Genomic DNA, 13,464 nt, shown 5'->3' with positions numbered 1-13,464 from the left:
TCTACACGTCCCAATGTAGTCAGATCCCTTAAATTGGACGGGCTGACGATAGAGATTAGACCAGCTCCGCGCGCAACAGGACGGCGGCGAGCGAACCCAGCACGACGAGACCGACCGGAATCGGAATCCCGCCGCCGAAGTCGCCGTTAGTGGCGATCGCAACGGTGGCCGCCGTTAGAAACGCCGTCGCCAGCGCGAGTAGCCCGCCCATCGCGCGCACTGGATGGACCGGCGACAGCTCCTCGACGGCATCCTCGGCGGCGTACATGGCGAACGAGAGCAGAACCGCCAGTAAGACGACGGCGGCGCCCGCGATCCAGAGGTAGTACAGCATCTCGGAGACGCCCGACACCTGATCGAGGGCAGCGACGGGGTCGTAAAACAACCGTTGGTCGTCTCTGGGTAACCCGAAGATGTAGCGGGTCTGCAGGAAGGGGAACCTGAGAAACAGCGCCGAGAGGTCGGTCCCGGGAATGCCGGTGTAGGTCACGTTCCAAGGCAATACCGCCGCCAACCACGCGGCTACGACCGCCAACTCGCCGGCGTACTCCGAGCGCACCCAAGCCATACATCAAACGCCCGCGAACCCCGCAGGGTAAAAACTACCGTCTCGCCGCCGTCGTCCGAACTGACGGTGCCGTTGGGGCAGGCGTTACGTTCATTGCCCGTGAGTCCCTACCTCGTCGTACAGGTAATGAGGCGCGATTACTTCACGCTGGAAGTCAGCAATATTGATTGGGTCGAAGACGACCGCGAGCCCGCAAAGCCGACGGTACGGATCGACTTCGAGGGCCCCGCGACGACGCTCCGAGAGCGCCTCACAGGAATCGACGACGAACTCCTCGACGCCGAAGAGACCGACGTTGCCTTCCGGTTGCAGGGGCCGCTGGACAGCGACGCCGCCGGCGTCGTCAGCGTCACAAACCGGATCACCGGCGATTTCGTGCTCGAACTCAACGAGGACGCCGACGACGTGCTCAAGTTCATCCGGGCGGCACGGCGCTACGGCGAGCACGACCCCGATTCCGACGGCCGCTACGAGGTCAGGATCCGACTCGACGGCGACGAACTCGTCGCCTACGACAAGCGCACGTTCCTCGTCTACAACGACGAGGGGAACCTGCTGCGCAACCACAGTCTCATCCCCAGCGGCGTCGAGCTGTAGTCGGCGTCGACCGCGTTCGTTTCTCACTGTTGTTGGTTTCGTAGCGGCGTCATCACCGGTCGAGTCCGCGTACGTTCGGGTGGCTTTACGGTCGTCGGGGGCGGTCGGTTACGTATGAGTCTGTTCGGGACCGCCGGTATCCGGGGGTCGGCGCAGGATCGAGTGACGCCGGAGTTGGCCCTCGCGGTCGGACGTGCGGTCGGCAACGACGCCGTCGACGCCGTCGAGGAAGCGTCGCGGGATCCCACTGTCGTGTTGGGACGTGACGGGCGGGAGACGAGCGACGCGCTGGCGGCCGCGATGGAGGCCGGCCTCGAAAGCGCAGGCGTCGACTGCCGACGCGTCGGCGTCGTTCCGACGCCCGCGCTGGCCTACGCTTCGCGTGGGCGTCGCGGTGTGATGATCACCGCGAGTCACAACCCGCCGACCGACAACGGCATCAAGATCTTCGAGGACGGCGTCGAGTACGATCGGGACGCCGAGCGACGGATCGAGCGACTGGTCGACGGCGAGCCCGACCCCGCGCCGTGGACGGAGTGGGGGAACGCCGAGTCCGCCGACGTGCTCTCGCGCTACCGCGACGCCGTCGCTGCGTACGCTCGCGACACGTTCGGTCACGGCTCGAACTACTCGGGATCGCGTGGGGACGCCGCGACGCCGCTGTCGGGCTTCTCGATCGCCGTCGATTGTGGCAACGGAATGGCCGGGCTGGCGACGCCCCAAGTACTCCGGAAACTGGGCGCAGACGTGGTGACGCTGAACGCCAACGTCGACGGCCACTTCCCGGGCCGGGAGAGCAAGCCGACGCCCGAGACGCTCACGGAGTTCCGGGCGTTTCTCGCCGACGGCGAGTTCGATTTCGGCATCGCCCACGACGGCGACGCCGATCGAATCGTGATCGTCGACAGCGAGGGCGACGTTGTCCACGAGGACACCGTGCTCGCGCTGCTGGCCGAGCACTACGTCGTGGACGCGGCCGCCGAGGATCCGGTGGTCGTAACGACGCCCAACGCGTCCGCCCGCATCGACGAGTTGGTTCGGGCGGCAGGCGGTCGAACCGAGCGCGTCAGGCTGGGCGCGCTCCACGAGGGGATCGCTCGCGAACGGGCAGCAGGCGACGCCGACACCGAGATTACCTTTGCGGCCGAGCCGTGGAAGCACATCCATCCCCACTTTGGCGGCTGGATCGACGGCGTCGTGAGCGCCGCCGTGTTCTCGGGGCTCGTCGCCGAAGCCGGCAGCGTCGCTGCGCTGCGTGGCCCGGTCACGGAACGGCCCTACCGGAAAGTCAGCGTCGAGTGCCCCGACGAGGCCAAAGACGCCGCAATGGACCGGCTCGAGACCGCGCTGCCCGAGCAGTTCCCCGACGGAACTGTCTCGACGGAGTACGGCGTCCGGATCGAACAGCCCGACGCCTCGTGGGTGCTCGTACGCCCGAGCGGGACCGAGCCGTACGTCCGCGTGTACGCCGAAAGCGAGGATGTCGACGCGCTGGTCGCGGACGCCGTCGACGCCGTCGAGCGGGCTGTCGACGACGCCCAGTGATCGATCGACAGTGGTGTCGACGACTGCCAGCATCTGACAAAGGTATTATGTTGATCTGGCGCCTACAGATGCAACCGAGTAGTTCCGTGGACGAGACATCACTGCCAGTTCGGCCCGACGAGTTCTACCAGACGCTCGTCGAGAACGCGTCAGAGGGGATGATTACGATCGACGCGGACAGCAAAATCGTCTATGCGAACCCGGCTATTGAGGATCTGCTCGGATACTCTCCCGAGGAGCTGATCGGTAGTTCCAAGATGCGGATCATTCCCGAACGTCTCCAGCCCGTCCACGCGGCGGCGCTGCAGTCCTACGTCGAGTCCGGGGAGCGAAACATCGACTGGGACGGAATCGAACTGCCGGCGCTCCATAAGGACGGTCACGAGGTGCCGACCCTGATCAGCCTGCGCGAGCACAGCCACGATGGGGAACAGCTTTTCACAGGCATCGTCCGCGACATCAGCGACAGGAAGCAGCGGGAAGATCAACTCAAAAACCAGAACGAGCGCCTCGACGAGTTCGCCGACATTCTGGCCCACGACATCAAAAACCCGCTCGGGGTCGCACAGGGGTACACCGAACTGGCCGCCGAGGAGTACGACGCCGAAGAGCTTCGCTACGTCGTCGAATCGCTCGATCGAATCGACGAGATCGTCGACGACGTGCTCGAACTCTCCAAGCAGGGCGCGTTCGTCGGCGAGACTGCGCCCGTCGATGTCGAAGCCTGTGTCGACGCGGCGTGGGCTGTCGGGATGGAATCAGCGGCCGAACTGACTGTCGAGGACGATATCGGCCGGATCGAAGCCGACGAGAGCCGACTGCGGGAGCTGTTCGGGAACCTCCTGCAAAACGCCGTCACCCACGCCGGCCCGGAGGCGTCGGTGCGCGTCGGGCGGCTTCCGGACGACAGCGGACTGTTCGTCGCCGACGACGGCCCCGGCATCCCGGCATCGGACCGCGACGACGTGTTCGAACGGGGCTATACGACCCGCGAGGACGGAACGGGCTACGGTCTCGAAATCGTCCAGCAGATCGCTCGCGCGCACGGCTGGACCATCGAGATCAGCGAGTCGGACGACGGCGGCGCGCGCTTCGAACTCCGCGGCATCGACTTTCTGGACTGAGCCGCCGACGGGTACTTTTCGCCCGACGCCCAACGGCGCCTATGGACGACCTGATCGAAGCCGCCCGCGAGGCCCGCACGGCATCGTACGCACCCTACTCCGAGTATCTCGTCGGCGCCGCGCTGCGGGCCGCCGACGGAACAGTGTTCACCGGCTGTAACATCGAAAACGCCAATTTCTCGAACAGTCTCCACGCCGAGGAGGTCGCACTCGCAGAAGCGATCCGAGAGGGCCACCGCGAGTTCGACGCGATCGCGGTCAGCACGAGCGAGCAGGACGGCCAGACGCCCTGCGGCATGTGTCGCCAGTCGCTGACGGAGTTTTGCGACGACGACCTGCGCGTGTGCTGTGACGAGGGCGACGCCGTCGCCGAGTACACCCTCGGCGAGCTACTACCGGATACGATCTCGCGGGACGATCTGGACTGAGTCTCAGCGACGGAGGTCGGGCTCGTTGGAACGCTCGTTGTCGTTCCAGCCGTCGTTTCCACCGTGATTCCCACCTCGCCCACCGGTCCGATCACGACCGATCAGCAGGTACAACAGGAGGCCGAGGAGTCCGCCGAAGAAGGCGACGAGCGCCCACAGCACGGCGCTGTAGGAGCTGTTTTGCTGTGCGTCACTGTACACCCAAAACGGAATGATGATCGAGAAGATGAAAAACAGGACGATCATCAACAGGGCGAGACCACCAGCTGCCATGTTGTGAACACGTCAGCGCAATTGTAAATACTTTGTCCCGGCTGTCGGCGAGCGCGAACCATCTACCCACGCAGCGACGGCATATTTACCCCCGGCCGACGAATCCCCCGGACATGAGCGACCGAGACGGCACGGAGGTGGCTGGCGACAGCGAGGACCCCAACGACGGCGAACAGTACCATCTTGAAGTCGGCCCCGACGACGTTGCCGACGCCGTGCTCTTGCCGGGGAATCCCGAGCGCGTCCCGAAGGTCACGCAGTTCTGGAACGAGAGCGAGGAGGTCGCACACCACCGCGAGTACCGAACCGTCACCGGTCGGTACGAGGGGACGCCGATCAGCGTCACGTCGACGGGCATCGGCTCGCCCTCGGCCGCCATCGCCGTCGAGGAACTAGCCCGCGTCGGCGCCGACACGCTCGTGCGCGTCGGCTCCTGCGGCGCAATCCAGCCCGAGATGGCGGTCGGCGATCTGGTCATCACGACCGGCGCGGTCCGACAGGAGGGCACCAGCGACGAGTACGTCCGCGAGGACTACCCGGCGGCGGCCGACCACGAGGTCGTCTCGGCGCTGATCGCGGCCGCTGAGCGACTGGGCTACGAGTACCACACCGGCATCACGATGAGCGCCGACAGCTTCTACGCGGGGCAGGGTAGACCCGGTTTCGGTGGGTTCGAGGCCGCCGGCAGCGACCAACTCGTCGACAATCTCCGAGACGCCAACGTCGCAAACATCGAGATGGAAGCCAGCGCGATCTTGACGTTGGCGAACGTCTACGGCCTGCGGGCCGGCGCCATCTGTACCGTCTACGCCAACCGGGAGACCGGCGAGTTCCGCACCGAAGGCGAGAACCGGGCCGCCGAGACGGCGACGCTCGCGGTGAAACTACTGGCACAGATGGACGAGACAAAGCGCGAGGCTGGCGTCGACCAGTGGCACGCCGGACTCTCGTTGGAGTAGGCCGCAGACTACGTTACCGGGCGAGCGCAGCGTCGACGAGATTGGCTTGCGCGGTTCGCAACAGCGTCGACGCCGCGCTCTCCGAACACCCCAGCGCGTCGGCGACCGCGGACAGCGGTGCCTCGCGGGGGACCTCGTAGTAGCCCAACTCGCGGGCGACCGAGAGCGCCTCGAACTGCCGCCGAGTCAGTCGGCTGGCGAGCGACCCCGAGAGGCGGTCGTGATCGCCGACGCGCTCGACCTCGACGCCGACGCCGTCCGGAAACCGATCGAGCAGTCCCGAGAGCGCGTCGTCGGTCCCCAGCGCGGTCACGCGGACGGTCGACGAATCTTCGTAGACGATCGGCGGAACGACCACGAGCCCGCCGTCGTCGAACGGCGCCATCAGCGACGCGTCGGCGTCCCGCAGGTCGATCTCGGCGTAGGCGTAGAACGTTTCGTCGTCGATCGGCGCGACATCGAACCGATCGATGGCGTCGAGATCGGTCGCGACCTCGACACATCGCTCTCGATCGCCGGCCACCAACGAGAGGAAGCCGACGACGCCCTCGACGGGGTCGACGCGCCACGACAGCACCTCCTCCCGGTCGACGTACCCCTCGTAGTCCGGCGTCGGCAACTGCATCGACTCGGGGAGCGTGAGCGTCAGATCTGCCGATTGCACGCGCGGAGTATCGGCGTCGTTACTTAAAAACATTCAGAGCTTCGCGGGAATTCCGACGGCACTGTGGCCCGAACCAACGAGTGATGGCAGAACGTTCAGCCGAGACCGACGCGGACCGTCGAACCGGGACGACAGCCGCCACACCGGCCCCCGAGCCGACGGCCCCGCCGCGCCGATCCGGCGCGCCGCTGGTCGGGAACACGTTGACGTACGTCCGGCAGGGGATCGACTTTCTTGACACGCTTCAGGAACACGGCGATGTCGTCTCCTACCGAGCGCTCGGCGAGGAGTTCGTCGCGGTGTTCGACCCCGACATCGTCGAGTCGGTGCTGGTCGGTCGCAACGACGAGTTCAGCAAGGGCGACTTCGAGACCGCCTTCGGCGAACTCATCGCGCCCGACGGCGTCGCGTTCTCTGAAGGCGAGACGTGGCGCCGCCAGCGCCAACTGCTCCAGTCGGAGTTCACGCCCGCGCAGGTCCAGTCCTACGCCGAGACGATGGTCGACGAGACGGACGCGCTGGCGGCGGACTGGCGAGACGGCGAGGTCGTCGAACTCCGGGAGACGCTCTCGACGTTCACGCTCGGCGTCCTGACCGAGGCGCTGTTCGATCTCGATCTCGACAACGAGCGCGCCGGCGTCGTCCGCGAGGCGACGCTCGCGCTGGCCGACATCGCCGATCCGACGACGTTCGCGCTCCACTCGGTGCTTCCCTCGTGGCTCCCCTCGCCGTCGGGCCGGCGCTACGAGCGGGCGATGGACGATCTGAACGAGTTGATCGAGCGACTGGTCGACGAGCGCCGCGACGCCGACGACCGGGACGACCTTCTCTCGACGCTCGCCCGCGCGGAGTACCCGGACGGCGAGCGGATGGCGCCGAACGTCGTCCGCGACCAACTCGTGACGTTCCTGTTCGCGGGCCACGAGACGACCGCCACGTCGCTGACTTACGCCTGCTGGTTGCTGGCCGGCCACCCCGACGTGCGTGAGCGACTCGACGCCGAACTGGAGCGCGAACTCGGCGACAGCGACCCGACGTTTCTCGACCTGCCCAGCCTCGACGTGACCGAGGCGATCGTCAACGAGGCGATGCGGCTGTACCCGCCGATCACGATTCTCTACCGAGAGCCCCACGAGGCGCTCACGCTCGGCGGGTATCGCATCCCGGAGGACGCGACGCTGCAGCTATCTGCCTACGGCATCCACCGCGACGAGCGCTGGTGGTCCGACCCCGAGACGTTCGATCCCGAGCGCTGGCTGGCGGATCGGGACCGACCGGAGTACGCGTACTTCCCCTTCGGCGGCGGGCCGCGCCACTGTCTGGGGATGCGCTTTGCGATGACGGAACTCCAGCTCGCGCTGGCGACGCTAGCACAGCGCGTCGAGTTCGAGCGCGTTACCGAGTCGCTCGATCCGACGATGAGCGTGACGCTCGATCCCGGAGAAGTAGCGGTTCGGGTACGAAAACGGTAGGTCGGCTACAGCGCGTCCCAGGCCTTCCGGGCCCGGTTCCACGACGTGAGGTCGGCGATCCAGCGCGCTGCGATGACCTTCTTGAGCGTCTCGGCGGGGAGGCCGCCGAAGGAGCCGATCGGCTCGAACAGGCGCCCGGCGCCGAAGCCGGGGTCGACGTCACAGGCGACGGCTTCGTCGCCGATGGAGATGACCGTCCCCTTGTCCTTGTGCGCCCACGTCTTGAGCGGGCGGCCGTCGATCGCGCGAGCGAGGTTCTCGCCGGCGACTTCGGCGGCCTGCCAAGCGGCCTGTGCGGTCGGCGGTGCCGGGTTCTCGCCTTGGTCGATCACGGCCGAGTCGCCGATGGCGAACACGCGCTCGTCGCTGGTCTCGAACGTCGAGGCGGCGTTGATGCGGTTGTGCTCGTTGTCCAGTTCCGCACCTGCCATCGCGTCGCGGCCGGTGACGCCGCCGGTCCAGACGAACACGTCGTAGTCGATCGCGTCGCGCTCGTCGAACTCGATCGCGTCGGCGGTCGCCTCGGTGATCGGGTCGTCGGTGAGGATGTTCACGCCAGCGGCTTCGAGTTTCTCCCGGAGCGCGCGCTGGATCTCGTCGGAGCCCGGCGGGAAGATCTCTTCGAGCGCCTCGACGAGCGTGATCTCGATCGGCGCGTTGTGCTTGTCGCGAAACTCGGCGACCTCGCCCGCGCTCTGGATGCCCGAGAGGCCGGCGCCGCCGATGACGACTTCGGCGGGGTCGCTGCGCGTCGCGTCTTGGGCGGCTGCTTTGACCTGTTCGTGGATCTCCAGCGCGTCGTCGAGGCTCTTGAGCGTCAAGGAGTGCTCTTCGAGGCCGGGGATGCCGTAGTAGGCCGTCTGGCTGCCCAGCGCGACCAGCGCGTAGTCGTAGTCGATGGTATCGCCGTCGGCCAGCTCGACCTCGCGGTCGTCGACATCGAGATTCGTCACCTCGCCCTCGACGAACGTCGTCGCGGGCGATTTGATCTCTTCGACCGGAATCGTGATCTTGTGCTGGATCGAGGGATCCCGGATGACGCGGTGGGACTCGTGGAGCACCAGATGGTAGTCGGTGTCGGAGACCCAGACGATCTCCGTGCTCCCGTTCAGTTCGTCTTCGAGTTGCTGGACCGCGCCAGCGCCGGCGTATCCTGCGCCGAGAACGACGACCGTGTCTGTCATGACTCCTACTCTGGAACCCTGTGATACAAAGGCTTTGAAACGCTCACCCGTGTGATAGAGAGTATCTCACAGGAGCTATCGAAGCAAATCGTTACGAGCAAAACTGCGTCGACGCGAGAAGATCGAAAGAGAGCTATCGACGCGCTGACCGCGGCGTCGACCGCACGTCGCAGGTGGTCAGTGCTCGGGCTCTTCTGCCGGCGCGACCATGTCGTCGATCTTCAGGATCAGGATGTTGGCGGTGTCGTCCTTGCCGTCGACGGTTCCCTCGATCTGGAGCTTCGAGAGTGGCGTCGGGCCGACGGTGACGCTGTCGCCCTCGTGGATGTCCCGCACCGAGCCTTGGAAGTGGATCTCCGCGCGGCACAGTTCGGGGTGGTGGACGCTGCTGAGGTCGATTCCCTCGACGTTGCCCTCGGTGACGGGCTCGCCCTCGTGGGACAGGGGCACCGACGCCGGCTCGTCCATGCGCTGGATGTCCAGCGCCTCGTAGGCGGTCGCGGTCGGCTTGTAGCCGCCCTTCGGGCCGGGGACGCCCTCGACGAGCTGGAGCGCTTTGAGGCTCTGCATCTGGTTGCGGATCGTGCCGGGGTTACGGTCGACCTCCTCGGCGATGTCCTCGCCTTTCACTGCGTCTTCGTCCTCCCGATGGAGGTTGATGAGGGCAGTGAGGATGGTCTTCTGACTCGGTGTAAGCTCGATGGATGACATTAGTGAACGATTCGTCGGTGAACGTCTTAAATCCGGCGACTATCACCACATTTCGCACGTGTGATACTGAGTTCCACTCACAAGCTCTGACCGCTCGGTCGGTGAAAACTGTCAGACGGCGTCGTGAACGTGAACGTCGACGGCGACGTCTTCCGGTAACGACACCTCAGTATCCCGACCATTCGGACAGGCGGTTATCATCCCGAAGGGGGCGATCTCGTCGATACGCAGCGTGACGCCCGTGTCGATGCCACGATCCGAGAGGTAGCGGAGAACCTCCGGATCTCGGTCGCTGATCCGCTCGACGACGACGCGGTCGCCCTCCTCGAACTCTGTCAATTGGCGATTCTCGGTCGTCTCCGGTGGATCGAGCTGTTCGTTGGGGATCGGATCGCCGTGGGGATCGACCTGCGGATCGCCCAGCGCCTCGACGAGTCGGCGCTCGAACTTCTCGCTGATGTGGTGTTCCAACCGGTCGGCCTCCTCGTGGACCTCGCTCCAGTCGTAGTCGAGTTGCTCGGTGAGATAGGATTCGAGCAGCCGGTGATGGCGGACGACTTCCAGCGCGACGGTCTCGCCTTCGGGCGTGAGTTCGACGCCCTTGTACTTCTCGCGGTCGACCAGCCCCCGCTCTTCGAGCTTGTCGATCATGCTGGTCACCGTCGGCGACGTGACATCGAGGTAGTCCGCGATCTCGGAGGTGCGGATTCGCCCGTCACGCTCGCCCTGCAGGTGGTAGATGACCTTCAGGTAGTCCTCCATCACGTCGCTGAGCATCATCGCATCAGCGAGTAGGGAAGGCGGACTTGTATATCTACCGCGGTCGGATCGACGCCGCTCGGCTGCGAGGGTCGGTGGGGCCGATCGAACCCCAGTTGATAAACGCACCCTGCACGTAGCTGCTGTCATGAGTCCCACAGTGCGGATCATCGGTGCGCCGACCGACTACGGCGCAAACCGCCGCGGCGTCGACATGGGGCCGTCGGCGATTCGGTACGGCGATCTCGCCGAGGCGGTCTCCGACGCCGGTGTCGACGTGAGCGACGTTGGCGACCTGTTTGCCGCCCGGGCCGGGGAGCGCGCCCCCGACGACGGCGTCGCCCAGGGCGACGCGAAGTACCTGAGCGAGATCAGGGAAGTCTCGGAGCGACTCGCCGACGAAGTGGCCGATTGTATCGAGGCGGGCCAAACACCGCTCACGCTCGGCGGGGATCACTCGATCGCTATCGGGACGCTCGCGGGATCGGGCCGGGACGCCGAAATCGGGGCCGTCTGGTTCGACGCCCACGGCGATTTCAACACGCCGGCGACCTCGCCCAGCGGCAACGTCCACGGGATGCCGCTGGCGGCCGCCCTCGGCAGGGGATCGTTCGACGACCACCCGTGGGCGCGCTCGGCCGGGCTGTCCGCGGAGAACGTCGCGCTCGTCGGCCTCCGAAGCGTCGACGAGCGCGAGTCCGAAGCGCTCCGCGACAGCGCCGTCAGCGTCTATACGATGTCGGACATCGACGCCCGCGGGCTGACGCGAGTCGTCGAGGACGCACTCGACATCGCAACCGACGGCGTCGAAGGGTTCCACGTGAGCCTCGATCTGGACTGGCTCGATCCCAGCGAGGCTCCCGGCGTCGGGACGCCGGTCCGGGGCGGCGTCAGCTACCGCGAAGCCCACGCCGCCATGGAGCGGGTCGCGGCCCGCGACGCCGCCGACGGCGCCGACCTCCGGTCGATGGAACTCGTCGAGGTCAACCCGATCCTCGACCAGCACAACGAGACGGCCGAACTGGCGACGGAACTGGCCGCCAGCGCGCTCGGAAAGCGGATCCTTTGAACGTGCGTCGTAGTTGCTAAGTACGTACCGGCACGAGCAACCACACGTGAGAAACCACTCCAGACGGCGCTATCTCGGTGTCTGTGCGGGCGGGCTCGCAGCCGGGCTCGCAGGCTGTTTCAGGGCACGGGCGCAGTTGTGGTCCGTCCGGAACGATCGGGCCCAGTGGGTCAAAACCGTCGGCACATCGATCGACGGAGCGGTTCGTGATGGCACGCTGTACGTCGAGTCGACGAAGTCGCTGAACGCGCTCGACCCGGCGACCGGCGAGGAGCAGTGGAGCACAACGCTGCCTAAGCCGGAGGGACAGATTTGCTACTCGCCGCCGCTGGCGCTCGACGACGAGCGCGCCTACGTTTCGGGCTGTCGCGGGACCTTCGCGTTCGACCGCGAGACGGGCGAGCGCCGGTGGCAACGGAACAATCCCAACGGTGCGATGACTATCCTCCGCCTCGGCGAGCGACTCTACTGCAACAGGGGCTCCGAGCTGTACGCGCTGGCCCCCGAGTCCGGCGAGCGCGTCTGGCGGCGGACTCTGTCCGACGATATCAACGACAGCTTCTACGGCCCGACCGAGCACGGGGGTACGTTCTACTTCGCCGTCTGGTTTCAGATGGACGAACGCAGCGGGATCGTCGCCGTCGATCCGGCCGACGGGACGACGCGCTGGACGCTCGACATCGGCAGCCTCCAGCTACAGACCGCCCCGGTCGTCGCCGACGACACGCTGTACGTCGCCTCGGGACGAAGCCAAGTCGGCGAGTACGACCGCAACAGACTGTACGCGATCGACCTCGACGCCCGCGAGGTGTCGTGGACCGGACAGGCCAAGGCGGTCTTCGAGCAGCCGGTCGTTCGGAATGGCGGTGTCTATTGCATCTCCCACGACCACGAGCGCTCGTACGTCCACGCGTTCGACACCGACGGCGAGTCCCGCTGGACCCACACTTTCGACGCCGAAGTCGACGCCACGCGGCTTCGCGTCGCCGACGGCCGCGTGTACGCGTGGATCGACCAGAAGGAACTGATCGTCTTCGACGCGGCGTCGGGCTCGGTCCGCTGGTCGTCCACGCCGCCGGGGATGGCCGACGCACGGCCGATCGTGTACGACGAGACGGTCGTCGTCCCCGGCGGCAATCGGATCTTCGCCCTCGAACGCGACGCGCTCGACTGAGACGCCGCTTCGTGGCGCCGATCTCCGATCGAACTCGTCGCCAGAGCTCCCGGAAGGCGAATTCTGTCGTCGACTGCCGCCACGTGTGGGTCGACGTACCGAAACGAAGATAGTGTAAGAAGAGGAATATATTAGCATGAACGAGAGCACCACGGAGAGCTACTTCCACGAGACCCAGCGGTTCAGGCAGCCGTGGCTCTGGGGGCTCTTGCTGGCCGTAGCGGTGGTCGTCGGCGGTAGCCTCTACCCGGGGGGCGTTTCCGACGCCGGCGCCGTGGTTGGCCTGACAGTGGTGGTGGCTGTGCTGGCGCTGTTTGCAGTCGCCACGCTGACCACAGCAGTCCGCGACGACGGCATCAGTGTACGGTTCTTTCCGTTTCATCTCCGGCCTCGACACGTCCCGATCGACGCGATCGAACGCGTGGAGGCCGTCGAGTACAGCCCGATCGGCGAGTACGGCGGGTGGGGTGTTCGCTGGAGTGCAGATGGCTGGGCGTACAACGTCAGCGGCTCCGACGGCGTTCGGATCGAACGACAGGACGGGAAGCCGCTGTTGATCGGCTCGCAGCGCGCCGACGAACTGGCGGCGGCGATCGAACGAGCGCGTCAGTAGCGCTCCGAGACCGAGCGCCAGCCAGCGCAGCGGCGTCGACTCAGTCCTCGTCTCGGTGTTCCTGCCACGCTACGACGACGCCGACCCCGGCGCAAAGAACCCCACCAACCAGCAATCCGTACTGAAGCGTCGAATCGACGAATCCGCCGATCGTTACGAGCGCCATCCCGGCGATCGTGTAGGCCAGCGCGGCGTTGTCGCCGTCGGTTGCGGTCGTCTCGGCCATGTCGTCTGTTTCGCTTCCAACAGTCCAAATAACTGTTGATAAAAACGATCGTCACCGTGGTAGACAGCGTTTCGAGCCGTTAGAAGGTCAGAAAGGCG

Annotated in this window: 16 protein-coding genes; 9 read left to right on the top strand and 7 right to left on the bottom strand. The window is 66.1% G+C overall.

All coding sequences use genetic code 11. The annotated features are described in order from the left end of the window. Positions 1-55: 55 nt before the first annotated feature. Positions 56-568 carry a DUF7549 family protein gene (locus tag CRO01_RS02745; RefSeq protein ID WP_097007579.1) on the bottom strand — a complete coding sequence of 171 codons (513 nt, stop codon included), beginning with the start codon at positions 566-568 and terminating at the stop codon, positions 56-58. Between the two features lie 126 nt (positions 569-694). Between CRO01_RS02745 and CRO01_RS02740 the strand changes: the two genes are divergently transcribed. The 4 genes from CRO01_RS02740 (at position 695) to cdd (ending at position 4,262) form a co-directional block, all read left to right on the top strand. After that, positions 695-1,165 carry a DUF5793 family protein gene (locus CRO01_RS02740; protein ID WP_097008312.1) on the top strand — a complete coding sequence of 157 codons (471 nt, stop codon included), beginning with the start codon at positions 695-697 and terminating at the stop codon, positions 1,163-1,165. Positions 1,166-1,279: 114 nt separating this feature from the next. Next, complete coding sequence (locus CRO01_RS02735) at positions 1,280-2,710, top strand: phosphopentomutase/phosphoglucosamine mutase (RefSeq protein ID WP_097007578.1); 1,431 nt, start codon at positions 1,280-1,282, stop codon at positions 2,708-2,710. Between the two features lie 86 nt (positions 2,711-2,796). Beyond that, the gene (locus CRO01_RS02730; RefSeq protein ID WP_218839112.1) at positions 2,797-3,834 is read left to right on the top strand and encodes a two-component system sensor histidine kinase NtrB; all 1,038 of its coding nucleotides are present in this window, start codon (positions 2,797-2,799) and stop codon (positions 3,832-3,834) included. Between the two features lie 41 nt (positions 3,835-3,875). Beyond that, positions 3,876-4,262, top strand: coding sequence for a cytidine deaminase (gene cdd / locus CRO01_RS02725; protein ID WP_097007576.1), 387 nt, complete (start codon positions 3,876-3,878; stop codon positions 4,260-4,262). 3 nt (positions 4,263-4,265) lie between these two features. On the opposite strand, the gene CRO01_RS02720 is transcribed toward cdd, so the two are convergent. Continuing rightward, on the bottom strand, positions 4,266-4,535 hold the full coding sequence (locus CRO01_RS02720) for a PLDc N-terminal domain-containing protein (protein ID WP_097007575.1): 270 nt from the start codon (positions 4,533-4,535) through the stop codon (positions 4,266-4,268). Between the two features lie 113 nt (positions 4,536-4,648). On the opposite strand from CRO01_RS02720, the gene CRO01_RS02715 reads away from it, so the two are divergent. Then, on the top strand, positions 4,649-5,494 hold the full coding sequence (locus tag CRO01_RS02715; protein WP_179747378.1) for a nucleoside phosphorylase: 846 nt from the start codon (positions 4,649-4,651) through the stop codon (positions 5,492-5,494). A 13-nt stretch (positions 5,495-5,507) separates the two neighbouring features. Here CRO01_RS02715 and CRO01_RS02710 read toward each other — a convergent pair whose 3' ends face one another. Continuing rightward, the gene (locus CRO01_RS02710; protein ID WP_097007574.1) at positions 5,508-6,158 is read right to left on the bottom strand and encodes a helix-turn-helix domain-containing protein; all 651 of its coding nucleotides are present in this window, start codon (positions 6,156-6,158) and stop codon (positions 5,508-5,510) included. A gap of 83 nt (positions 6,159-6,241) precedes the next feature. Here CRO01_RS02710 and CRO01_RS02705 point away from each other — a divergent pair, with 83 nt between their 5' ends. Then, positions 6,242-7,630 carry a cytochrome P450 gene (locus CRO01_RS02705; RefSeq protein ID WP_097007573.1) on the top strand — a complete coding sequence of 463 codons (1,389 nt, stop codon included), beginning with the start codon at positions 6,242-6,244 and terminating at the stop codon, positions 7,628-7,630. Positions 7,631-7,635: 5 nt separating this feature from the next. Here the strand turns inward: CRO01_RS02705 and CRO01_RS02700 are convergent, their stop codons facing one another. From CRO01_RS02700 to CRO01_RS02690, 3 genes are all read right to left on the bottom strand, one after another. Further along, positions 7,636-8,814: an NAD(P)/FAD-dependent oxidoreductase gene (locus CRO01_RS02700; RefSeq protein ID WP_097007572.1), complete on the bottom strand. Its 1,179-nt coding sequence runs from the start codon at positions 8,812-8,814 to the stop codon at positions 7,636-7,638. 177 nt (positions 8,815-8,991) lie between these two features. Next, positions 8,992-9,525, bottom strand: a complete 534-nt coding sequence (locus CRO01_RS02695) for an Rrf2 family transcriptional regulator (protein ID WP_097007571.1) — start codon at positions 9,523-9,525, stop codon at positions 8,992-8,994. 111 nt (positions 9,526-9,636) lie between these two features. After that, the gene (locus CRO01_RS02690) at positions 9,637-10,305 is read right to left on the bottom strand and encodes a metal-dependent transcriptional regulator (RefSeq protein WP_097007570.1); all 669 of its coding nucleotides are present in this window, start codon (positions 10,303-10,305) and stop codon (positions 9,637-9,639) included. 127 nt (positions 10,306-10,432) lie between these two features. Between CRO01_RS02690 and rocF the strand changes: the two genes are divergently transcribed. The 3 genes from rocF (at position 10,433) to CRO01_RS02675 (ending at position 13,140) form a co-directional block, all read left to right on the top strand. Beyond that, positions 10,433-11,353 carry an arginase gene (gene rocF, locus CRO01_RS02685; protein ID WP_097007569.1) on the top strand — a complete coding sequence of 307 codons (921 nt, stop codon included), beginning with the start codon at positions 10,433-10,435 and terminating at the stop codon, positions 11,351-11,353. Between the two features lie 46 nt (positions 11,354-11,399). Beyond that, positions 11,400-12,527, top strand: coding sequence for an outer membrane protein assembly factor BamB family protein (locus tag CRO01_RS02680; protein ID WP_179747377.1), 1,128 nt, complete (start codon positions 11,400-11,402; stop codon positions 12,525-12,527). 136 nt (positions 12,528-12,663) lie between these two features. Beyond that, positions 12,664-13,140 (top strand): DUF3093 family protein, encoded by a 477-nt coding sequence (locus CRO01_RS02675; RefSeq protein WP_097007567.1) that lies wholly within the window; start codon positions 12,664-12,666, stop codon positions 13,138-13,140. A 40-nt stretch (positions 13,141-13,180) separates the two neighbouring features. Here the strand turns inward: CRO01_RS02675 and CRO01_RS02670 are convergent, their stop codons facing one another. Then, entirely contained in the window at positions 13,181-13,366 is a 186-nt protein-coding gene (locus CRO01_RS02670; RefSeq protein ID WP_097007566.1) for a hypothetical protein, read from the bottom strand. Between the last annotated feature and the right edge of the window lie 98 nt (positions 13,367-13,464).

Origin of the sequence: Natronoarchaeum philippinense, from assembly GCF_900215575.1 — an archaeon.
Lineage (GTDB): Archaea > Halobacteriota > Halobacteria > Halobacteriales > Natronoarchaeaceae > Natronoarchaeum > Natronoarchaeum philippinense.
Note: the sequence above shows the minus strand (reverse complement) of the source record. Positions and strands in the feature narration are given on the sequence as shown.

Coding starts and splice junctions, on each gene's coding strand:
- CRO01_RS02705 (WP_097007573.1), top strand. CDS start 6,242: ATGGCAGAACGTTCAGCCGAGACCGACGCGGACCGTCGAACCGGGACG.
- CRO01_RS02675 (WP_097007567.1), top strand. CDS start 12,664: ATGAACGAGAGCACCACGGAGAGCTACTTCCACGAGACCCAGCGGTTC.
- rocF (WP_097007569.1), top strand. CDS start 10,433: ATGAGTCCCACAGTGCGGATCATCGGTGCGCCGACCGACTACGGCGCA.
- CRO01_RS02745 (WP_097007579.1), bottom strand. CDS start 568: ATGGCTTGGGTGCGCTCGGAGTACGCCGGCGAGTTGGCGGTCGTAGCC.
- CRO01_RS02690 (WP_097007570.1), bottom strand. CDS start 10,305: ATGATGCTCAGCGACGTGATGGAGGACTACCTGAAGGTCATCTACCAC.
- CRO01_RS02700 (WP_097007572.1), bottom strand. CDS start 8,814: ATGACAGACACGGTCGTCGTTCTCGGCGCAGGATACGCCGGCGCTGGC.
- CRO01_RS02670 (WP_097007566.1), bottom strand. CDS start 13,366: ATGGCCGAGACGACCGCAACCGACGGCGACAACGCCGCGCTGGCCTAC.
- CRO01_RS02740 (WP_097008312.1), top strand. CDS start 695: ATGAGGCGCGATTACTTCACGCTGGAAGTCAGCAATATTGATTGGGTC.
- cdd (WP_097007576.1), top strand. CDS start 3,876: ATGGACGACCTGATCGAAGCCGCCCGCGAGGCCCGCACGGCATCGTAC.
- CRO01_RS02695 (WP_097007571.1), bottom strand. CDS start 9,525: ATGTCATCCATCGAGCTTACACCGAGTCAGAAGACCATCCTCACTGCC.
- CRO01_RS02715 (WP_179747378.1), top strand. CDS start 4,649: ATGAGCGACCGAGACGGCACGGAGGTGGCTGGCGACAGCGAGGACCCC.
- CRO01_RS02735 (WP_097007578.1), top strand. CDS start 1,280: ATGAGTCTGTTCGGGACCGCCGGTATCCGGGGGTCGGCGCAGGATCGA.
- CRO01_RS02720 (WP_097007575.1), bottom strand. CDS start 4,535: ATGGCAGCTGGTGGTCTCGCCCTGTTGATGATCGTCCTGTTTTTCATC.